This is a genomic window from Serratia sp. CY52157 (assembly GCF_052168495.1).
GTDB lineage: Bacteria > Pseudomonadota > Gammaproteobacteria > Enterobacterales > Enterobacteriaceae > Serratia > Serratia ureilytica.
In genome coordinates this window covers 1,537,523-1,558,244 of the sequence record NZ_JBJNMO010000001.1, presented here as the reverse complement: position 1 = coordinate 1,558,244, position 20,722 = coordinate 1,537,523, and the positions used below count along the sequence as shown (strand labels likewise).

At 57.1% G+C, this 20,722-nt stretch carries 19 protein-coding genes and 2 tRNA genes; 11 read left to right on the top strand and 10 right to left on the bottom strand.

Annotated elements, in window-relative coordinates; translation table 11 throughout:
• Positions 1-51: 51 nt before the first annotated feature.
• Positions 52-127, bottom strand: a tRNA-Asn gene (locus ACJ8IP_RS07405).
• Positions 128-226: 99 nt separating this feature from the next.
• Positions 227-1,027 carry a DgsA anti-repressor MtfA gene (mtfA, locus tag ACJ8IP_RS07400; RefSeq protein WP_033651816.1) on the bottom strand — a complete coding sequence of 267 codons (801 nt, stop codon included), beginning with the start codon at positions 1,025-1,027 and terminating at the stop codon, positions 227-229.
• 92 nt (positions 1,028-1,119) lie between these two features.
• Between mtfA and ACJ8IP_RS07395 the strand changes: the two genes are divergently transcribed.
• A tRNA-Ser gene (locus tag ACJ8IP_RS07395) sits at positions 1,120-1,209 on the top strand.
• A gap of 112 nt (positions 1,210-1,321) precedes the next feature.
• On the opposite strand, the gene ACJ8IP_RS07390 is transcribed toward ACJ8IP_RS07395, so the two are convergent.
• Together ACJ8IP_RS07390 and ACJ8IP_RS07385 are read right to left on the bottom strand one after the other, a co-directional pair.
• Positions 1,322-2,695, bottom strand: a complete 1,374-nt coding sequence (locus tag ACJ8IP_RS07390) for an MFS transporter (protein WP_046687396.1) — start codon at positions 2,693-2,695, stop codon at positions 1,322-1,324.
• A gap of 255 nt (positions 2,696-2,950) precedes the next feature.
• Positions 2,951-4,846 carry a bifunctional sugar phosphate isomerase/epimerase/4-hydroxyphenylpyruvate dioxygenase family protein gene (locus ACJ8IP_RS07385; protein WP_033651815.1) on the bottom strand — a complete coding sequence of 632 codons (1,896 nt, stop codon included), beginning with the start codon at positions 4,844-4,846 and terminating at the stop codon, positions 2,951-2,953.
• 229 nt (positions 4,847-5,075) lie between these two features.
• Here ACJ8IP_RS07385 and pcaH point away from each other — a divergent pair, with 229 nt between their 5' ends.
• From pcaH to ACJ8IP_RS07370, 3 genes are read left to right on the top strand one after another with little or no spacing between them, the layout of a single operon-like run.
• Positions 5,076-5,813: a protocatechuate 3,4-dioxygenase subunit beta gene (gene pcaH, locus ACJ8IP_RS07380; RefSeq protein ID WP_442524349.1), complete on the top strand. Its 738-nt coding sequence runs from the start codon at positions 5,076-5,078 to the stop codon at positions 5,811-5,813.
• Complete coding sequence (pcaG, locus tag ACJ8IP_RS07375; RefSeq protein WP_016927159.1) at positions 5,813-6,433, top strand: protocatechuate 3,4-dioxygenase subunit alpha; 621 nt, start codon at positions 5,813-5,815, stop codon at positions 6,431-6,433. Before pcaH ends, pcaG begins: the two co-directional genes overlap by 1 nt.
• A 59-nt stretch (positions 6,434-6,492) precedes the next feature.
• On the top strand, positions 6,493-7,425 hold the full coding sequence (locus tag ACJ8IP_RS07370; protein ID WP_028128141.1) for a LysR substrate-binding domain-containing protein: 933 nt from the start codon (positions 6,493-6,495) through the stop codon (positions 7,423-7,425).
• Positions 7,426-7,434: 9 nt separating this feature from the next.
• Here ACJ8IP_RS07370 and pcaDC read toward each other — a convergent pair whose 3' ends face one another.
• The 5 genes from pcaDC to ACJ8IP_RS07345 are packed head-to-tail and all read right to left on the bottom strand — an operon-like array spanning position 7,435 to position 12,500.
• On the bottom strand, positions 7,435-8,589 hold the full coding sequence (gene pcaDC, locus ACJ8IP_RS07365) for a bifunctional 3-oxoadipate enol-lactonase/4-carboxymuconolactone decarboxylase PcaDC (RefSeq protein ID WP_442524384.1): 1,155 nt from the start codon (positions 8,587-8,589) through the stop codon (positions 7,435-7,437).
• Positions 8,580-9,929: a 3-carboxy-cis,cis-muconate cycloisomerase gene (locus tag ACJ8IP_RS07360; RefSeq protein WP_442524348.1), complete on the bottom strand. Its 1,350-nt coding sequence runs from the start codon at positions 9,927-9,929 to the stop codon at positions 8,580-8,582. The genes pcaDC and ACJ8IP_RS07360 overlap by 10 nt, the downstream gene beginning before the upstream one ends.
• Before the next feature lie 3 nt (positions 9,930-9,932).
• Positions 9,933-11,135, bottom strand: a complete 1,203-nt coding sequence (gene pcaF, locus ACJ8IP_RS07355) for a 3-oxoadipyl-CoA thiolase (protein ID WP_047574595.1) — start codon at positions 11,133-11,135, stop codon at positions 9,933-9,935.
• A gap of 10 nt (positions 11,136-11,145) precedes the next feature.
• On the bottom strand, positions 11,146-11,799 hold the full coding sequence (locus ACJ8IP_RS07350; protein ID WP_442524347.1) for a 3-oxoacid CoA-transferase subunit B: 654 nt from the start codon (positions 11,797-11,799) through the stop codon (positions 11,146-11,148).
• A gap of 11 nt (positions 11,800-11,810) precedes the next feature.
• On the bottom strand, positions 11,811-12,500 hold the full coding sequence (locus ACJ8IP_RS07345) for a 3-oxoacid CoA-transferase subunit A (RefSeq protein WP_033651809.1): 690 nt from the start codon (positions 12,498-12,500) through the stop codon (positions 11,811-11,813).
• A 188-nt stretch (positions 12,501-12,688) separates the two neighbouring features.
• Here ACJ8IP_RS07345 and ACJ8IP_RS07340 point away from each other — a divergent pair, with 188 nt between their 5' ends.
• Both ACJ8IP_RS07340 and ACJ8IP_RS07335 read left to right on the top strand, forming a co-directional pair.
• Entirely contained in the window at positions 12,689-13,501 is an 813-nt protein-coding gene (locus ACJ8IP_RS07340) for an IclR family transcriptional regulator domain-containing protein (RefSeq protein ID WP_033643667.1), read from the top strand.
• Positions 13,502-13,628: 127 nt separating this feature from the next.
• Positions 13,629-14,261 (top strand): helix-turn-helix domain-containing protein, encoded by a 633-nt coding sequence (locus tag ACJ8IP_RS07335; protein ID WP_033643666.1) that lies wholly within the window; start codon positions 13,629-13,631, stop codon positions 14,259-14,261.
• A 58-nt stretch (positions 14,262-14,319) separates the two neighbouring features.
• Here the strand turns inward: ACJ8IP_RS07335 and ACJ8IP_RS07330 are convergent, their stop codons facing one another.
• A complete protein-coding gene (locus tag ACJ8IP_RS07330; protein ID WP_442524346.1) occupies positions 14,320-14,754 on the bottom strand; it encodes a DoxX family protein in 435 nt (144 codons plus the stop codon).
• 1,609 nt (positions 14,755-16,363) lie between these two features.
• On the opposite strand from ACJ8IP_RS07330, the gene ACJ8IP_RS07325 reads away from it, so the two are divergent.
• The 5 genes from ACJ8IP_RS07325 (at position 16,364) to ACJ8IP_RS07305 (ending at position 20,718) form a co-directional block, all read left to right on the top strand.
• Positions 16,364-17,329, top strand: a complete 966-nt coding sequence (locus ACJ8IP_RS07325; RefSeq protein WP_033643664.1) for an ImpA family type VI secretion system protein — start codon at positions 16,364-16,366, stop codon at positions 17,327-17,329.
• Between the two features lie 24 nt (positions 17,330-17,353).
• On the top strand, positions 17,354-17,911 hold the full coding sequence (tssB, locus tag ACJ8IP_RS07320; RefSeq protein ID WP_033643663.1) for a type VI secretion system contractile sheath small subunit: 558 nt from the start codon (positions 17,354-17,356) through the stop codon (positions 17,909-17,911).
• On the top strand, positions 17,908-19,434 hold the full coding sequence (gene tssC, locus ACJ8IP_RS07315) for a type VI secretion system contractile sheath large subunit (RefSeq protein WP_033643662.1): 1,527 nt from the start codon (positions 17,908-17,910) through the stop codon (positions 19,432-19,434). Before tssB ends, tssC begins: the two co-directional genes overlap by 4 nt.
• A gap of 231 nt (positions 19,435-19,665) precedes the next feature.
• Complete coding sequence (locus ACJ8IP_RS07310; RefSeq protein ID WP_004935369.1) at positions 19,666-20,190, top strand: Hcp family type VI secretion system effector; 525 nt, start codon at positions 19,666-19,668, stop codon at positions 20,188-20,190.
• A gap of 81 nt (positions 20,191-20,271) precedes the next feature.
• Positions 20,272-20,718 (top strand): type VI secretion system baseplate subunit TssE, encoded by a 447-nt coding sequence (locus ACJ8IP_RS07305; protein ID WP_015378391.1) that lies wholly within the window; start codon positions 20,272-20,274, stop codon positions 20,716-20,718.
• Positions 20,719-20,722: the final 4 nt, after the last annotated feature.

Below are 20,722 nucleotides of genomic sequence, written 5' to 3'. Positions count from 1 at the left end.
CCCCATAGCAAAAAGCCCGCTTAAGTTGCCTTAAGCGGGCTTTTCTAAATATGGCTCCTCTGACTGGACTCGAACCAGTGACATACGGATTAACAGTCCGCCGTTCTACCGACTGAACTACAGAGGAATCGTGTGAACGGGGCGCATCATATCCAGCTGCCCCAGGTGTGTCAACGCTAAATTGCCCCAGGCGGTGCGACTGCTCGGTATCTGAGCAATAAGCCTGTCAATCAGCCCATTGCGCGTCGTTTTCTGCCTGGGCGCGCAGCAGGCGCGCCAGCGGATCCTGGCGGTAGAAGCGGCAAAAGTGCTGATACAGCGCCGGGAAGCGTTCGGCCAGCAGCTCGGGGGCGCTGAAGAAGTACTCCGACAGCACGGCGAAGCACTCGGCCGCATCGGTGGCGGCGTAGGCATCCATGCTGGCGGCCTCTTCGCCGACCATGTCGATCTCGTCCTGCAGGCTTTCCATCGCGGCGTGCAGATCATGTTCCCAGGCGGCCACCTCGCGCAGCGGGATCGGCGGCACGCCGGTGGCGACGCCGCCGTTGCGCATATCCAGCTTGTGCACCGCTTCGTGGATCACCAGATTGAAACCGGAAAGGTCAAAAGAGTCCTGCACGTCTTGCCAGTTGAGCACGATCGGCCCCTGTTCCCAGCTTTGGCCGGACTGCACCACCGGCCCCGAGTGCACCAGGCCGATCTCGTCCTGCCATTCGTCTTCCACCACGAAGGGGGTGGGGTAGAGCAGAATTTCGTTGAAGCCGTCGAGGCACTCCGCGCCCAGCTCCAGCACCGGCAAGGCGAACAGCAGGGCGATGCGCGCCTGCATCTGCGAGGTGAGCTGTAGCCCCTGCAGCGGCACGATGCGCTTTTGCTGCAAAATCTGCCCGGCGACGGCCACCAGCCGCTGCCGCTCTTGCTCATTCAGCGGCGAGAGCAGCGGGATCGCCAGCGCGTCCCGCCACTGTGCCTGGGTATCCGCCTCGGGTTGAGAAGGTTGAGTCGCTTTCCACGGCCATTTAATCATCAGGTTGCTCGTAAAGTCGTCACTTGAACGTTCAGCGGTATGCTAATGCTGTAAAAATGCCGTAAAAGCGGGCATGATAGCAAGCGTTGTCAGGAGAGATGCCGGAGCGGCTGAACGGACCAGTCTCGAAAACTGGAGTAGGGGCAACTCTACCGGGGGTTCAAATCCCCCTCTCTCCGCCATTATTCAATCACTTACGAAAAAATCTTTCAACGATCCCCATCACAGTTAAAGCGCCCCGGCCCTGCAGGCCGACACGCCTTCCCCTTTGTTCTCGATTATTTCCCGACGCAATCAAACATCATTCGAACGCGCATCCAGATAGGCGGCATATTGATGCTCTGTCGCTTGACGCGCCTGATGACGCCGCTTGGCGACGATCATCGCCACCGTCAGCAGGGCGGGAAGCGCCAGGACGGCGAAAATGGTGCTGAAGCTCCAACCGAGCGCCAGCATTTCAGCCCCGGCCAGCGCGCTTAAGATAGCGCCCAAACGGCCGATGCCGTGCATCCAGCTGGAGCCGGTGGCCCGCGCTTCGGTGGGGTAAAAGCTGGCCGACAACGCGTTCATGCCGGTGTTGGCGCCCCCGATGCAGAACCCGATGGCCATCGCGCAGCCGCCCATCAGGAGGGGGTAACCCATCGCCATCCCCATCAGCAGAGTGAACAGCGCCCCCAACCCATAAATCGACGCCAACGCGCGATGCGGTTCGGATCTGTCCATCAACCACCCGGAAAATAGCGACCCTAATGTCCCGCCCGCCTGAAACAGCGCGGTGATGACCGCCGCTTGCGCGATGTTGAAACCGCTGTCTTTAATCAGCAGCGGCAGCCAACTGCCTAAGGTGTAGTACAGAAACAGCGCGCTAAAATACGCGCCCCACAGCATTAAACTGCCGAAGCGGTACCGTGCGCTCACCACCAGTTTAACCGGATGAGTGCAGACCTGGCCCGGCGGGGGCAGAACGACGGTAGAATGTCGAAAATCGCGATCGGGTGCCAGTTTCGCCAGAATGCGCTGAATACCGCCCTGATCTGCCCGTTTCGCCACCAGGAAACACACCGATTCGGGTAACGCCGCCATCAGCACGGGCGCGAACAGCAGGGGCAAGATCCCGCCGAGCAGCAGCACGGCATGCCAGCCGAAGCGCGGCATCAGCCAGGACGCGGCGAATCCGCCCAAGGCGGCGCCAAAGGTGAAGCCGCAGAAAACCACGGTAATCAAGAAAGCGCGGCGTCGGGCGGGCGCGAACTCCGCCACCAGGGTGCCGACATTCGGCATGGCGGCGCCGAGCCCCAATCCGGTGAGCAGGCGAAATAACATCATCTGCTCCATATTTTGAGAAAACGCCGTCACCAGCGTCCAAACGCCAAAAAAGAATACGCTGTTGATGATGACGACTTTGCGGCCGAATCTGTCTGACAATGGCCCGGATAGCATCGCGCCCAGCGACAGGCCAATCAGCGCCGCGCTGATCACCAGCCCCAGTTCGCGGTTAGTGATTTGCCAATCCGCCTTAAGCTCTGGCGCGATAAATCCCATGATAACGATATCGAATCCATCCAGAGCAATGATGCAAAAGCCGAGCAGCACGATCATCTTTTGCCATTTGCCTAACGGGCGGTCGTCGATCAGCGCCCGAACATTGATTGCGTTGTTTCCCGACATGGGGTGCTCCCGGTGCAGTAGTTGAGTGTCATCACTATAAGCAGCCCCTGGGCGGACGTTAAACGGCGATAATCGAAAAAATGTGCGTTTATCGGACAGCTGAGCCGGCGGTGAATGACGAGGCAGTGTTAACTTCATGTTATGAAAAGGGATTGCCGTGAGAATGGCGGCGCCGGAGGCCACTGAGAGTGTGAGCGCGATCATTAACCTTTTCAGTAAGATGGAAGAACAGGCGGGCCTTGATGGCCCGCGCGATTAACGCATGGCGGTGAGCCGAACCGGGGCGTTGGCGGCCCCAAAGCCGCGGTAGCCGCCTCGGCGCTCCAGAAGTTCGAAGAAGAAGCGGCCTTTTTCATAGGGAACGGTGTAGACATGCAGCAATTCACCGCCCTGATCGTCTCGATCGTAGAGCACATTGCCCGCTTGCAGCTGTGAGAGGAAAGCGGGGTCCAGATCGAAACGCGCTCTGAGATCGTGATAGTAGTTATCGGGAATACGCAGCGTTTTTAATCCGCGCGCCTGCGCCGCTTTCACCATGCTGAACAGATCCTCGCAGCCAAAGGCGACGTGCTGCAAGCCTGCGCCCTGATAGGCGGTTAGCGCCTGGGCGATTTGCGTTTCCCGGCTCACCGACATATTCAGCGGCAGCCGGATGGCGTCGTTGGGGCTGCGCAAGACGCGGCTGCGAACCAAACCCAGCGGATCGGGCAATTCCCACTCGTTGTCCTGCACAAAACCCGGCACGCTGCGCAGGAACATGATCCAGTTGCCGCTCGATTCATCAGCCAGCGCAATCGCCAGGTGATCGATGCTTTGCAGCGCGGGCGGCGGCGCGCTGCGATGCGTCAGATGAAAATCGGCGTGATAAATATCGTTCTTGGGATCTTCGTCCGCTTCCACCAGATAAATCAGGCTGCCGTCCGGTGCGCACAGCGCGGGGATTTGCCGCTCGTTGGGGCCGGTTTCTCCTTGCCAGATGGCGTACCCGTAGTCTTGCGCCCGTTGCAGTAAACGCGCTACGCCGCGCACCCGCCACGCCACGGCGCACAGGGAAATGCCGTGCAGGTGATAATAGCCGCTCGCTTGGCTTTCCGGCTGGGCATTCAGAATGACATTCACTTTGCCGTTGCGATAGAGGGCGACGCTTTTGGAGCGGTGCTCGCCGGCGTGAACCAATCCCAGCTGCGTCAGCCATTGGCCCATCGCCAGCCCGTCGTTGTGCGAGACGGCAAATTCGATAAACTCCAGCGCCAGCAAGGGCGGATGCGGCTGCGAATGGAATAAGGAACGTTCCATGAGCGAGGCCATGGCGTTGGGCAGCAGAGGCTGTTTGGCCAACCAGTCATAGGTTTGCTCCTCCAGCCACAACAACGATCGGAAACCGTCCTGGGCCGTGGGGAGCACCGGCGAGGCGCGGAAACCATCGTTAAATATCTCCAGCGACCAGGCGCCGCGATAGCCATGCGCGGAAAGTTGGGTCATGAACTGGGTCAGATTCAGCTCCCCCTGGCCGGGGAAGCAGCGGAAATGGCGACTCCAGGCGAGCACATCCATCTTCAACAGCGGGGCGTCCGCCAGTTGGACAAACACGATTTTTTCGGGCGGCACGTCCTCGAGGCCATCGAGGTTATCGCCGCGCGACAGGATATGAAAACTATCGAGAATGATCCCCAACGCCGGATGATCTACGGCCTTCACGCGCGCCCAGGCGTCGCGCCACATATTCACGTGACGTCCCCAGGCCAGCGCTTCATAACCGACAGTAATATCATACTCGGCGGCCAACTCCGCCAACGCGCGCAAATCGCTCACTTGCGTGGCCATGTCTTCGCTGCTGTCGGGCGAGACATTGCTGCAGAGCAGCATGCGAGAACAGCCCAGTTGCTGCATGACTTCGAACTTGCGCGCCGCGCGGGAAAGGTTCTGCGCCAGCGTTTCGCGCGGGCCTCCTTCGAAGTCCCGAAACGGTTGGAACAGTAAAATTTCCAGGCCCAGTTCGGCGCACAATTCACGGATTTCCGCCGGTGAGCCGGGGTAGTAGACCAGATCGTTATCGAAAATTTCGACGCCATCAAAGCCTGCGGCGGCGATAGCCCGCAGTTTTTCCGGCAGCGAACCCGATACCGAGACCGTCGCGATAGAACGTTTCATCATTGCCTCCAGTTAAGCGGTCATGGATGACCTGAAAGCGACCATTCAGCAGCGAGGCGGACCACCGACGGGAATTGAATCATGTTATGGACCAAATGAAATGTTTCGTCAATTCAGAACATTCCATTACTTTTTGTTATATAAAGCGATCGTTTTTCTCACTTTACTTTTACATATTGCGCTTCCTACACTCTGACGACATGTACCCTCAAATAATAAGGATACCGGGATGAAAAGTGATTGGATGGCGCGAGAACTGGTGCATCGAGATTACAGTCATCACCCGCCGGCGCTGGCGCCGCTGTATAAAACCAGCGTGCTGCGGTCGCCGCGCAATGCATTAATTTCATTGCAAAACTCGCTGTCTGAACTGACCGCCCCCGTCTTCACGCCAACGGATATCGGCCCACTGGATCACGATCTGATTCTGAATTACGCCAAAGAAGGCTTACCGATCGGCGAGCGGATCATCGTGCATGGATTTGTGCGGGATGCCTTCGGGGCGCCGGTGCGCAACGCCCTGGTCGAGGTATGGCAGGCCAATGCGGGAGGGCGCTATCGCCACAAGAAAGATCAGTATCTGGCGCCTATCGATCCCAACTTTGGCGGCTGCGGCAGGATGCTGACCGACGACAACGGGTATTACTGTTTTCGTACGATCAAGCCGGGCCCGTATCCCTGGCGCAATCAGGTCAGCGACTGGCGTCCGGCGCATATTCACTTCTCGCTCTCCGGCGAGGCGTTCGCGCAGCGCTTGATCACGCAGATGTATTTCGAAGGCGATCCGTTGCTCGTTCGCTGCCCCATCTTGCAGTCGGTAGGCAGTGACGATGCGATGCGCACGCTGATTGCCGAGCTGGATATGCACGCCGCCGTGCCGCTGGACAGTCTGGCTTACCGCTTCGATCTGGTGCTGCGGGGCCATCGAGCCACGTGGTTTGAGAACCGTACACAGGGAGCCGCGTGATGAAAAAGTATTTGTCTGAAACGGCCTCGCAAACCGCCGGGCCTTATGTGCACATCGGTTTGGCGCCGCATGCCGCCGGCTTTGATATTTTCGAGCGTAATTTTACCCATGTGTTGACGCAACCGGAGACGCGCGGGGAGCGCATCGTGGTGGAAGGGCATGTCTATGACGGCTCCGGCACGCCGGTTCGAGACGCGCTGGTCGAAGTCTGGCAGGCCAACGCCGCCGGGCGATATCAGCACCCCGCCGACGGCCAGTTGGATAAGCCCGACGATCCGGCGTTTCGCGGCTGGGGGCGAACCTGTTCGGACTTCACCAGCGGCCTGTGGCAATTCGAAACGATTAAACCGGGGCGCGTGACGGGGCGCGACGGCCGGCTGATGGCGCCCCATCTCAATCTGTGGATAGTGGCCCGCGGCATCAACATCGGGTTGAACACGCGTCTCTACTTTGCCGACGAACAGGCGGCCAATGCCGAAGATCCGGTGTTGAATCTCATCGAGTGGGAAAAACGGCGCAGCACGTTATTGGCGCAAAGGCGGCAGCGCGGGGATCAGACGGTGTACCATTTCGACATCTGGTTACAGGGCGAGAACGAAACCGTTTTTTTTGATATTTGATCCTCCGTTCGCCCTGACAATGAGCTTGCCGCGCCGGCGGCAAGTTAATACTATAAATCATGAACATGACTTCTCGCTTTAGCCAACGCATCCGCCTTCGTCATCTGCACGCCTTTGTCGCTACCGCACAACAGGGGACGTTGGTGCGCGCCGCACAGCAATTGGGCATCACGCAGCCCGCGCTCTCTAAAACGCTCAACGAACTGGAAAGCCTGGCCGGCGAGCGCCTTTTTTCGCGCAATCGGCAGGGGGCGGAACTGACCGCCGCCGGAACGCGTTTCCTGCAGGATGCCAGCCGCGTTTTGGATGCGCTGAATGTGTTGGGGCGCACGCTTGCCTCGGACAGCGAGGCGCTGCCGGCGCCGCTGCATATCGGCGCGCTGCCCACCACGCTGGTGAGCCTGGTCGCGCCGGTCGTGGTGGGGTTGCAGCAGCAATCCCCCGGCTGGCGCATGCAGGTTACGACGCTGGCCAACGATGCGCTGATGATGGCGGTGAGATCGGGGCAATTAACGTTAGGCATCGGGCGCATGTCAGACCCCTCCCGCATGGAGGGGCTCAACTTCGAGCTGCTGTACCATGAAACGCTGCGGCTGGTGGTTGCTCCTCATCATCCGCTGTTGCATTCGGATGTCTCGCTGGCGGAGGCGTTGAGCTGGCCATTGGTGCTCTCCCCGCGGGGTACCGTGCCGCGTCAGAATGCGGAGGCGCTCATTGTCAGCCACGGGCTGGCGGTGCCGGAAGGGTGCGTCGAGACGTTGTCGGTCACGCTGGCGCGCTGCCTGACGCTACAGTATGGCTATGTGTGGCTGGTGCCTTACGGCGCGGTGCGTGACGACTTGTTCAGCAATCACCTGCGTGCGCTGCCGTTGCCTACCCAGGGCATGGCCGAGCCGCTGGGCATCATTACCCGGCAAGAGGCGCTCTCGTCCCCTGAGCAGCAGCGCCTGATTGCTGCGCTGCGCCAAAGGGTACTGGATGTGCCGGTATAACCGCGTCTTCTAGTCGTCCGATCGCCGCCCGGCGTCGTGTTCGGCAAAGACGGATTGCGCCAGATGAAAAGCGGCGTTCGAGGCGGGTAAGCCGCAGTAAAGCGCCGCATGCATCAGAACTTCTTTGATCTCTTCACGCGTGACGCCGTTATTGAAGGCGGCCCGGATATGCATTTTCAGCTCAGCTTCGCGATTCAAGGCGATCAGCATCGCGATGGTGATCAGGCTGCGGGTATGGCGCGACAAGCCCGGACGCGTCCATATTTCCCCCCAGGCGTAGCGAGTGATGAAATGCTGAAACTCCTCGTTGAGCGGCGACAGCGCCGCGAGGGTATTATCGACATGCTCATCGCCCAGCACCGCTCTGCGCACCGTCAGGCCTTGCTGATAACGTTGCCGCTGCGTGAGCTGCTCATCCAAAAAGGCCCGGAACGCGCGGTTAAATGCCCGCCAGGCTTCGATGCTGGACAGGTGGGCGGCGGGCAGGATGACGCATTGCGCGTCGGGAATGCCTGCCGCCAAGGCTTTTGCATCGTCGACGGTCGTTACCGCATCCTCATGTCCGGCGATAACCAGCGTCGGAACGCGGATGCCTGCCAGCTCGGCGCGTAAATCGGCGGTCGCCAGCGCGTCGCAGCAAGCGGCATAGCCCTCGGGATCGCAGGCGGTGAGCTGTTGCACGACGGTTTGCACCTTGACGGGGGCGGATTGGCAAAATGCCGGGGTGAACCAGCGCGCTGCCGCGCCATCGCTGACGGCGGACATGCCGCGCTGGCGCACCTGCGCGGCGCGTTCTCGCCAATGCTCCGTCACCCCGATTTTCGCGGCGCTATTGGCGATCGTCAGCGTCAGCAAGCGATCGGCATGAAAGCGCGCCAGCCATAACCCCGTCAGCCCCCCCATGGAGATGCCGCAGAAATGCACCCGATCAATCGCCAGAGTGTCCAGCAGGGACAGCACCTGTTCGCCCAGTCGCGCCAGCGAGCCGGGCTGTTCATCGGGCGCAGAGTCGCCGTGGCCGGCAACGTCGTAGCGCAGAATGCGATAGTGGGCGATGAACGCGTCGCGCTGCGGCTGCCACATTGATAATGAGGTGCCCAGCGAGTTGCCAAACAGAATAACCGGGGCGTTTTCAGGCCCCTCAAGGACATAATTCAACATGATTGCTCCCTCTCGGCCATCGCCAGGACTTGTTGAATGAAACGCTGCGTGCTGCCGGTGGCATTGGCCGGATCGAGCAAGGTTTCCAGGGTTTCCCGGCTGAGTCGGGAAGAGACTTCCGCATCGGCGCACAGAAGGGTTAACAGGGGTTGCTGGGTGGCCAGGGCTTGCCGGCAGCACCGTTCTATATGATGGTGCGCCTGTTGACGGCCGAGGGAGGGGGCTAAGGCCAGGGTAACCGATTCAGCCATGATCAGCCCCTGCGTCAGCGCCAGATTGCGCCTCATCGCCGCTTCATGCACCTCCAGACCGTTAATGAGATCCAGGCTTTGCGCCAATGCCGCCCCGCTCAGCACCAGGAGCTGCGGCAGGCTTTGCCACTCGGCCTGCCAGCCGCCCAGCGCGCGTTCGTGCTCCTGCACCAGGCCGGCATACAATCCGGACATCAACGCAGGCAGACGGTTGGCCGCGCTGAGGATGGCGGCGCAAAGTACCGGATTGCGCTTATGCGGCATCGTGGAGGAGCCGCCGCGTCCGGGGGCCGACGGCTCGCTGATTTCAGCGACTTCGGTCTGCATCAACAAAGACATGTCGCGCGCCAGCTTGCCGAGCGAGCCCGTCAGGCCGGCATACCAACTCGCCAGCTCCAACAACCGATCGCGTTGGGTATGCCACGGCGTGGCGCTGCGCGGCAGGGCCAGCGCTTGCGCCAGCGCCCGCTCAACGCGCTCACCCTGTTCGCCGAGCGAGGCGAGCGTGCCGGCCGCGCCGCCGAATTGCAACGCGAGCACGCGTGGCCGCATTTCAGCCAGACGCGCCCGATAGCGCAGCAAGGCGTCCAGCGTGCCGGCCAGCTTCAGCCCCAGCGTCGTTGGCAAAGCGTGTTGCAGCCAGGTGCGGCCCACCATTAACGTTGCGCTATGGCGCCGGCATTGCGCCGTCAGCGCCGCAATCAGCTGATTGAGCAGCGCGTCGGTTTTATCGAGCGCGCTGCGCAGTTGCAGCATCAGCCCGCTGTCAATCGCATCCTGACTGGTCGCCCCCCAGTGAACGAAACGCGCCGCTTCCGGTGAGGTTTGCGCCACCAACGCCGTCAATTGTTTGACGAGGGGAATAGCTAAATTGCCCGCCAATCCGGCGGACTGCGTCAGCGCGGCGGCGTCGAGCTTTTCCGCCTGGCAGTGGCTGCGTATGATCTTCGCGGACGCGTCATCGGTAATCCCTGCAGACGCCAGGGCCTGCGCCAGACCGGCTTCGAAATCAAGCATGCCCTGCAGCAGCGCCGTGTCGCTGAAGCAGGGCGTTAATGGCGAAGCCATAAACATTGCGCTATAGAGAGACATTCGTTATATCCGTTCCAGAATCAAGGCGACGCCTTGCCCGACACCGACGCACATGGTGCACAGGGCAAAACGCCCGCCGGTGCGCCGCAGTTGATAAGCGGCGGTCATGGCCAACCTGCCGCCGGATGCCCCCAGGGGATGCCCCAGCGCGATAGCGCCGCCGTTAGGGTTGACCTGTTCCGCGTCATCCGGCAGTCCCAGAGCGCGCGTCACGGCCAGCGCCTGGGCGGCAAAGGCTTCATTCAACTCGATGACGTCCATTTGCGCCAGGCTCAAACCGGTTTGCGCCAGCACTTTGCGGACCGCGGGAACCGGCCCGTAACCCATGATGCGCGGCTCTACGCCGCAGGCGGACATGCCGACCACACGCGCCAGCGGGGCGAGTCCATACTGCACCGCCGCGCGTTCGCTGGCAATGAGCAGGGCGCTGGCCCCGTCGTTGATGCCCGAGGCGTTGCCGGCGGTGACGCTCCCCTCGGGGCGCACGACGCCTTTCAGGGCGGACAGCGCGGCCAAAGAAGTGCTGCGGGGATGTTCGTCGCGAACCAGGCTGAGCGGCTCGCCTTTGCGTTGCGGAATGCTGACGGCGATCAGTTCCTCATCAAACAGGCCCAGCTCCTGAGCGCGGGCGGTGCGCTGTTGGCTGCGCAATGCAAAGGCGTCTTGATCGGCGCGGCTGACGGCGAAATCGCGAGCCACATTTTCGGCGGTTTCAGGCATGGTTTCGACACCGAACCGCGCGCGCATCTGCGGGTTGATAAAGCGCCATCCCATCGTCGTATCTTCCATTTTCAGCGATCGGCTGAAGGCGCTGTCCGCTTTGCCTGTGACAAAGGGCGCGCGCGACATGCTTTCCACGCCGCCCGCGATGATGACCTCCGCTTCGCCGCATTTAATGGCGCGCGCCGCCATGCCTACCGCGTCCAATCCCGAACCGCACAGGCGATTGAGGGTGGTGCCCGGCACGGTGTGGGGCAATCCGGCCAACAGCAGCGCCATTCGCGCCACGTTGCGGTTGTCTTCACCGGCTTGGTTGGCGCACCCCAGAATAACGTCATCAATGGCGTGGGGATCCAACTGCGGCAGTCGGGCAAGCAGCGCCTTCAGGGGCAGAGCGGCCAAATCGTCGGCGCGCAGCGCGGATAATGCGCCGCCGTAACGGCCGAATGGCGTACGAACGGCATCGCAGATAAAAGCCTGTTGCATGGCGATTTCCTCAAGCGGGGATCAAGTCAGATTGCAGTAAACGTATCGGGGTTAACGCTTGCAGCGCGTCAAAGGTGAGCCCCGGACACAGCTCCCGCACCTGCGGGCCGTCCGGGGTGATATCAATGATTGCCATATCCGTATAAATGCGGCTGACGCAGGCCAACCCGGTCAACGGGTAGTTGCACTGTTCCACCAGCTTGCATTCGCCGGTCTTGGTCAGATAGTCCATCATCACATAGACTTTGCGCGCGCCGATGGCCAGATCCATGGCGCCGCCCACCGCCGGGATCGCGTCTTCGGCGCCGGTGCTCCAGTTGGCCAGATCGCCGGCAGCCGAGACCTGATATGCCCCCATCACACAGATATCGAGGTGGCCGCCGCGCATCATGGTAAAAGAGTCGGCGTGATGGAAATAACTGCCGCCGGGCAGCAAGGTCACCAGTTCTTTACCGGCGTTGATGAGTTCCGGATCTTCTTCGCCCGGCGCGGGTGACGGCCCCATGCCGAGCAGGCCGTTTTCGCTGTGCAGAATCACCTCTTTGTCGGCGGGCAGGTAGTTAGCGATGCGGGTCGGCAGCCCAATCCCGAGGTTGACGTAGGCGCCTTCCGGAATATCGCGCGCTACCCGTTGGGCTAATTGGTCGCGGGTTAATTTTTGCATGTTATGACTCCTCAGGCAGAGAGGGAAAAGGTCGCGGGGTGCGCCACCGCCACCAGGCGCTGGACGAAGATGCCCGGCGTTATCACGTTTTCCGGATCCAGTGCGCCAAGCGGCACCAATTCAGCGACCTGCGCTATCGTCGTGGCGGCGGCCATCGCCATCACCGGGCCAAAATTACGCGCCGCTTTGCGGTAAACCAGATTGCCCCAGCGGTCACCCCGATGGGCCTTTATCAAGGCGAAATCCGCCTTTAAGGGCGTTTCAAACACGTAATGCCGTCCGTCGATTTCACGCGTTTCTTTGCCTTGCGCCAGCGGCGTGCCAAAGGCGGTTGGGGTGAAAATGCCGCCCAACCCGCTGCCGGCGGCCTGCATGCGGGCGGCAAGGTTGCCCTGAGGCACCAGTTCCAGTTCGATCGCGCCGCGGCGATAAAGGTCGTCAAAGACCCACGAATCGGCCTGGCGCGGGAAGGAACAAATCATCTTTCGCACACAGCCGGTCTTGAGCAGCGCCGCGAGGCCGCTGTCGCCGTTGCCGGCGTTATTGCTGATTACCGTCAGCTCGCGGGCACCGTGTTCAATCAGCGCATCGATCAGTTCCAGCGGCTGTCCCGCGGGGCCAAAGCCGCCAATCATGATGCTCGCGCCGTCCGGAATGATGGACACGGCGTCTTCCAGGGTGGCCACACTTTTATCGATCATCTGTTGTTCCTTTCATTCGGCGCCCGCCGGGGGAGTGTTTATCGTCAATGGGAAAAGTAGATCGTCCCTTTCAGGCAAACAATACCGATTATCGAAAAAGTGTGCGATTATCGGCTATTCTTTAATGGGCATTCGCAGGTGTGATCGTCAGCACACCGATATTTCAGGCAGACAGCGGGGTAACGAGAATGGAAAAAGAACAGGAAATTACGCGCAGCAGCACCGATCCCTGGAAGGGGGATCCCGACTTTATGGCCTCTTTGGCGCGAGGATTGGAGGTCCTGCAGGCTTTTACGCCGCAGCGGCGGCTGATGTCGGTGTCGCAGATTAGCCAGCGTACCGGCATTCCGCGCGCGGCGGTGCGCCGCTGCCTTTACACCCTGAGTAAGCTGGGCTTTGTGTACGCGGAAGACGGCAAAAATTATGAGCTGCGCCCGCGCGTCTTGTCGCTGGGTCACAACTGGCTGGGGGCTTCGCCGTTGGCCAACGCCGCGCAGCCGGTGTTGAGGCAACTCAGCCAGACGCTCAATGAGTCCTGTTCCATGGCCATATTGGACGGCGATGACATTCTTTATATCGCCCGCGCATCAACTTCGCGGATCATGACCATCGATTTGCACGTCGGCAGTCGCTTACCCGCCAGCACGACGTCGATGGGGCGGGTGCTGCTCAGCGGGCTCGCCAGTGAGACGTTGAACGACTATTTGGCGCGATTGACTCAACTGCGTTACACCAGCCATACCCTGGTGAGCGTCAGCGCATTGCGGGAAGAGCTGGCGCGAGTGCGTCAGCAGGGATATGCCATCAACGATCAGGAACTGGAGATTGGCCTGCGTTCACTGGCGGTGCCGCTCACCACGCCGGACGGCCGCATCGCCGCGGCGTTGAACGTCGGCGTGCATGCCGGTCAGGTTTCCGCAGAGCGTTTGCACCAGCACCACCTGCCTTTGTTGCGCTCGGCCGCCGAAGAGATATCGCTGCTGTTGCACGACTCACCTTGAGCGAGCGCGCAGGGGGCGTATGCGCCCGATTTTTTCCGCATCTTGCGGCGCGATGCGGTGTTGTATTGTGGGCTGCGGGTAAGGTAATTTGCTGAGGGCATGATGACTGACGCGGGGGCCAACGGACATGAACGAAAGAATCGACTACCACATCGAGAAATACCATTTCGCGCCGCTGGATGAAGCCCCGCGGCTTGCGCGCCAGTGGAGCGAGGTGTTGAACGAGTGTCGCCAGACGCAGGCGGGCGCGGAAGAGCGCCTGCGCATTGCGTTGCTCAACGTGGACTATGTGACCAGTTTCGAATTGCCGTTTCGCTTATTGCTGGTGCGGGCGCCGCAGCTGATTGCCGGCCTGCGCGATGAGCTGTCGATCAGTCAAAAAAATGTGGTGTTCAACGGCAAGCGCTTTGGCTGCGTTTACAGCCTGAAGAGCGATTTAAGCGACGTGCCCGAGGCCTTCCAATACGGTCTGTCGACCCGCATTCACCGAACCTCGGCGTCGGGCGTGGACGCGCTGCCCTACCGTGAAATCGCCAAGGCGCTCAAGGCGCCGCGTGAGCGGCTTAAGCTGGCGCTGGAGCAGGGGCTGCGCGTCACGGCGCTGGACGGACTGTTCTGGTTCGGCATACAGCGCATCGCCGCCGAAGTGCGCAGGCTAAGAAAAACCGGCATGACGATCGTGACAGCGGAAACGGAGATTTTCGACACCCTGACCGGCACGACGCGCAAGGTACCGGTTTACCGGCTGGCCGACCGTTAATGGCCGTTATAGATAAAGAGGAGGCTCAGACCAGAAACCTCCTTATTGATAGCGCGGTTTATCGATAGGCTTCATTGCGCGCGATGGCATACTTCCCGCTGCCCAGCAGCAGTATGGCGACCCCACCCATAAAGAACACCAGTTCGTTTTCAATGCCCCAGGCGCCGACGTCGGTGACGGTGAAGACCTTGCCGGTGCCTACCATCAAAAACGCCACCACCAGCGTGAGGGCGTAAACCCCTGCGGCGGGGCGGGTGAACAGCCCCAAAACGATCAGTATCGGCGCCAGGATCTCCCCAATATATACGCCATAGGCGATGAAGGCGGGCAGCCCTTGTTGTTGTAACGCATCGGCGATCCAGCCGACGCCATGCTGAATTTTCGCGACGCCGTGAAACAGCATCAGCCCGCCGAAGGTTAGCCTGAGCGCCAATTTGCCTGCGTCCGGGTGGTCAAAAAAGCGAGTGAATGCCGCATTGAGTGACTTAACCATGGCTTTTTCTCCTGAATAGGAATGATTTTCAATCAATATATCAGTCGAATGAATGCGAAAGCTGTTCTGGATCAGGAAAACGGCGGGCTTGGCGTTAAATCGCCGGACGAGGCCAGCGATGCGGCCTGATTTTTAGGCGGAATAACCTGTGCGCACGGGCCGAACCGGGGATGAGAAAAGTCATCGGCAGGGTTGGCCCGCCGCGTAGCCCATCTCTTTTCTGTATGTGTTGGCTACCTGATTTGCGTTTTCATCAATGATTGTCAAAGGACAGGCAACGTAAAGATTCATAAGGTTTTTTTGCAGCAATGAAAAGGTGCGCGTTTTCGCTTTAATCACCCAATAGAGTTACCTTTATTTTTATTTTGAACCGCTAAATCATTAAGGCTTTTTTACGGCCTTTTTATTGGGAATTATCTTGCTTATTTTGCCTTGCGAAAGTTGATCCTGTGGGGCGCACGGCCAGTGGCGGGTTTTATTTTTATAGATTTTCTTATTTTTTGATGACAATTCAATGCCGAAGAGAATGAGTGAGATTGACTGAGGGGGTTATGAGTGGGTGTAAATTTCCATGAACTATTTTTCCTGGCGTAAAAGTAATCGATTCAGCGCTGTTTTAAGTTATTGAATTGTTTGTTTTATGTATATTGATTTGTTATTTTTTTATTAAAAAAATAATATTTTTTCTTGATATTGGGTTTGCCTTTGCTAGTATCAAATTAGTGGTCTTATCAGTTAGGGAAACATTTCTTGTATATGGAACAGATCGCTGGTCTTAACACGGTTACTGTCATTGCAGCGCTTACGTGGTTATTTCGCGGTTATAGTAAATGATATCTCTAATGCCACTTTAGTCTGCGAGACCCTTTACCGCAGTGGTGCTTTTGCCGCGGTAAGACGTATGAGAACACACATGAAGGGGAATTGAATCTTAAATTATTCTGATCATTACCCTGAGTTAACTATAAAAGAACGATACTTTATCCACCAGGCTGTTTGTGTACCAATAGGTATTCGGTGCACCACGGCGGAATGTTAATCTGTGCTTTAGCTTTAAAATTAATAATCAAAACTCTCGCCAAATTGTTTATTTTCACACCAGGTTTCGCATGTGTAAGTACTGAGTGCTGGAAATGAAAGTCACACTGCCATCGTTTTCTATTGATCATTGCGTGCTACCCGCTTGCAAGAAACGACTGGCTGTCATGGTTTTATGAAAAAATTTCACTATTTACCGTGGTTATCATTTGCTAATTAAATTATTTGTATCCAGTGGTATTACTGGAATTATCCTACCAAGGATGAAACGTTGTTTTTAGGGCAGTTTTTGATTTTTTTCCTATTCTTAGCTTGCATAATTATCGTTTGCAATTTATTGATTTTAAAAGGAAAAAATAAATATGTAAATGTAAAATAGTTTAAACCGATCACTGCGATTCTATTGATAGGTTCAATCTATTATTGTTGTTAATATTAATACATCTAAACAATTTGCGAGCTTGGTGACGACTAACTTACGCTAAAAGGACTCTGGGAAAGACTGGCGAACGTAAAAGCCCGCTTTATTAGGCTTTATGTTTCTAGTGCTGATTGAAAAGGATATCAGGCCATGAATGAAGTCATCTCAACGGAAGTGAATGGCGTCGAATTTGATCCACGATACAGTGAAATTGAATTCACGCTTTCGGAATATGACAGCCAAACCGATCCGCTTAATGCCGTAGACAATGCGCGTGATATCAATTGGCACGCCATTCGCGAGCAGTCTGCCGCGTTGCTGGAACAGTGCTTCGATTTACATGTCGTGCTGTGGTTTATGCGTGCCAATCTTCATATCGACGGTTTTTCGGCCTTCTACCAGGGCATTAAGGATATTGACGCCAAATATGCCGAGGAGGGCGCCACCATTTTCCCTCAGGCGGATATGGAACCCTCATCGGACAGCTTTCATGCGGCCGCATTAGGGTGGCTCGCCACATCGTCCTGTCTGCACGAAATCAAGAACAGCAAGATTTTTCCCGACACGCCGTTAACCACCGACGAGCTGCTGAATATGCGACTTGACGAGCAGGAAGGCAAAAGCCTGCATTTTTCGGAGGTGGTAAAGGTGCTGGGGCAAGCCGACAGTTATTTTGCCGGCAGAAATCTGCCTTCGCTGAAAGAGCAATTGGCGCTGGAAATCGATGCGCTGGAGCGCGTCGAGAATTACGCCAATCTGCAGGCCGAAGATTATCGTTTGGACTGCCGGCAGGTGCGCGACTATTTGAAACAGTTCAACCGCCAGCTGGCTTCACTGGAACAGCAGGAATTGCCGGCTGAACGGGATGACGCGGAGATTGACTCGCCGGATGCTGACGCGCCTGTCGCCATGCCCGGCAAATATATCCGTTCCCGGCAGGATGTCATCTTGCTGTTGGATCAGGTTTTGGACTATTTCCAAAACTATGAGCCCAGCCATCCGGCCCCCATTCTTATTCGACGTTCACAAAAAATGATCGGTATGGACTTCGCGACGATTGTTGAGGAGCTTTTGCCGGAATCTCTGGCCTCGTTAAATCAATTGTCCGGGAAGTAATTTTTATCACAAAGGAGTTTTCCAATGGCTAAGGACTCAAGCTCTCAGAAATTTATCGGTAAAAATAACGCGCCGCGCGTGCAAATTGAATATGACGTAGAGCTTTACGGTTCACAAAAGAAAGTGGAGTTGCCCTTTGTTACGGGGGTCATGTCCGATCTCTCTGGGCATCGGAAAAAGCCTTTGCTGCCGATCGAAGAGCGGAAATTCCTGACCTTTGATCAGGACAACTTCAACGATCGCATGCGCGCCATCAAGCCTCGTCTGCAATTTTACGTAGAGAACACCCTGAGCGAAGACGATGCGTTGCTGGACGTGGAATTGGAGTTTGAATCGATGGATGACTTCACGCCTGGCGCCATCGCCAAACGGGTTCCGCAGATGCAACGCCTGCTTGAAGCCCGGGAGCATCTCACGGAGCTGATCACCTATATGGATGGTAAATCCAGCGCGGAAGAAGTGGTGAAGAATCTGCTGGAGAAACCCGATTTTCTGCATCGTTTGGTGACGGATGCGCGTAAAACGGTCGCGGATGCGGAACAGGATGTGCAGGATTCCGGCAATAAAGGAGATGAGGAATGAGAGCGAGGCAACGACGCTATTCGGCTAAGCAGCAGGCTACGGCAGTCGCTGAAGTTGAAACGCAGGAAACGGAAAATGAGCTTGACGGTTTGCTCAAGCGTTCATTCCGGCCCAGAACGAACGAGGCTTCGGAAGCGGTTCGTCGGGCTATCGGCACGCTGTCCGAATATGCCAATAAAGGCAAGGTCAAGGTCAGCCAGGATGTCGTATTGACCATTGAATCGTTGATTGCCCAGATCGACGAACAGCTTTCGCAACAGATGAACAATATCTTGCACCACAAGGAGTTCCAGAAGCTGGAGTCCGCCTGGCAAGGTCTGAGTTATCTGGTCGATAACACCAACGTCAGCGAAACGCTCAAGATCCGGGTGTTGAACATCAGTCAGGATGAGCTGACGCGCAATTTGCGCCGCTATCGGGGCTCCGCCTGGGATCAAAGCCCGGTGTTCAAACAGATTTACGAACAGGAATATGGTCAGTTCGGCGGCGAGCCTTTCGGTTGCATCATCGGCGATTTTGAATTCGATCACAGCCCGATGAGCGTCACGCTGCTGACCGAGCTGGCGAAAATTTCCGCGGCGTCGCACTGTCCGTTCATTTCCGCCGCGTCGCCGTCGCTGCTGCAGATGAGCAAGTGGAACGAACTGGGCAACCCGCGGGATATCGGCAAGATTTTCACCACGCCGGAATATGCGTCCTGGCGCCGCCTGCGCGAAAGCAACGACTCGCGTTACCTGGTGTTGACGATGCCGCGTTTCCTGTCGCGTTTGCCTTATGGGGCGAAAACCAACCCGATCGAAGAGTTCGCTTTCGAGGAGTCTGTCAGGCCGGATGTGGATGATGATTTTTCCTGGGCCAACTCGGCGTATGCGATGGGCGTCAACATCAACCGCGCGTTCCATGAGTACGGCTGGTGTTCGAAGATTCGCGGCATCGAATCCGGCGGCTCGGTGGAAGAACTGCCCGCCTACGCGTTTCCTTCCGATGAGGGCGGATATGAACTGACGTGCCCGACGGAAGTGGCCATTTCCGATCGGCGCGAGCAAGAGCTTTCCGACGCCGGGTTCTTGCCCCTGGTCTATCGCAAGCATTCCGATTTCGCCGCTTTTATCGGTTCTTGCACCATGCACGCGCCGGCGAAATACGAGGATCCCGACGCGACGGCCAACGCCAAGCTGTCTTCGCGCTTGCCTTATATTTTCGCCACGTGCCGATTCGCGCACTATTTGAAATGCATCGTGCGCGACAAAATCGGTTCTTTTCGGTCCAGGGACGATATGCAGCTGTGGCTGAATGACTGGCTGATGAACTACGTCGATGGCGATCCTTCCGTCTCGACCGAGGCGACCAAGGCGCGTCGTCCATTAGCCGCCGCCGAGGTGCGCGTTGAGGATGTGGAAGACGATCCGGGTTATTACCGCGCGCATTTCTATTTGCGCCCGCATTACCAGTTGGAAGGCATGACCGTGTCCTTGCGACTTGTATCAAAACTTCCGTCAGCCAAAAAAGATGGGAGCAGATAAGTTACGGCTGGTCATTGGTTTGGATATTGCCGACGTTAATTATTAAATGGCGTTGGTGGGAATTGATATTTCATTGAAATTTAGTGGCGCTGTTTTTTACGCTATTGCTATTTATTAATGGCTAATGGGTTCTCATTGTCGCTATTTCAATGATCGCGTAGGCAATATAACGACTTATCTGAATAGACTTTTCAATTAACGAAGTAGACCTATCAGTCAAGGAGACAAAAAATGAGCACGAAAGCTTTAGTAGACTATTTTTTGAAAATTGAGGGTGTTGATGGTGAATCACCCGACCAAACCTACCCTGGCTGGATTCAGCTGCAAGCCTGGCAATGGGCGGAAGAAAACGCCGGCCGTTGGGGGTTCGGGAGCGGCGGCGGTTCAGGCAAAGTCGAGATGAAAGACTTTGAGTTTCGCATGGTGAGCAATAAGGCTTCGCCGAAACTGTTCCTGATGTGCGCCACCGGCGAGCATATTCCTCAGGCAAAACTTGTTTGCCGTAAATCAGGCCAGGGTCAGCAAGACTTCATTGCCGTGACCTTCAGCAACTGCCTGGTTTCCTCATTCAAGACCGTGGGTAATATGCCGCTGAATTCCACCATCGGTACTGAAATCGATACCGTGCTGCCAACCGACGTTATCAAGCTGAATTTCGCACGTATCGAAGTTGAGTACAAAGAGCAAAACAATGATGGCTCCATGGGTGCGGTAATTAAGACGGGGTATGACCTCAAGCTTAATGCCCGTATCTGATCATTGATGTCACAACACTAATTGCAGGCTGTCTGCCCGCAGCGATTGCGGGCAGACATAAGCCTTATCGCGAGGTGTTAAATGAAAGCGTCATTGCCCATGCTATTCGATAAGCTCAGCGTGAGACATCAAAGCGCCAGCGCCGATAATTGGCGGCGTGTTTTGGTGCGTGATATCGAATTTTTACTGAATGACGCATCGCGCAGCGCTGATTTGAAACTTCATGATTATGCGCACAGCGAAAGTTCGGTATTGAATTATGGCCTGCCGTCGCTGAGCCAACGCATACCGATTAATACCGATCCGTTAACGCTGGCGAGACATATACAAAGAATCATTACTTCGTTTGAGCCGCGTCTGGATCCGAAAACGATTCGTGTGGTGCCTGTAGTGAATGAACGCCAATCGTATGTGCTGGCGATTTTATTCGATATTTATGGCACCTGCTCATTACCGGGTGACGAAATGCTGGTTAATTTGCGCATCGCTCTTGATTATTCCTGTGGCGCCGTACACGTATTTGATTAATAGG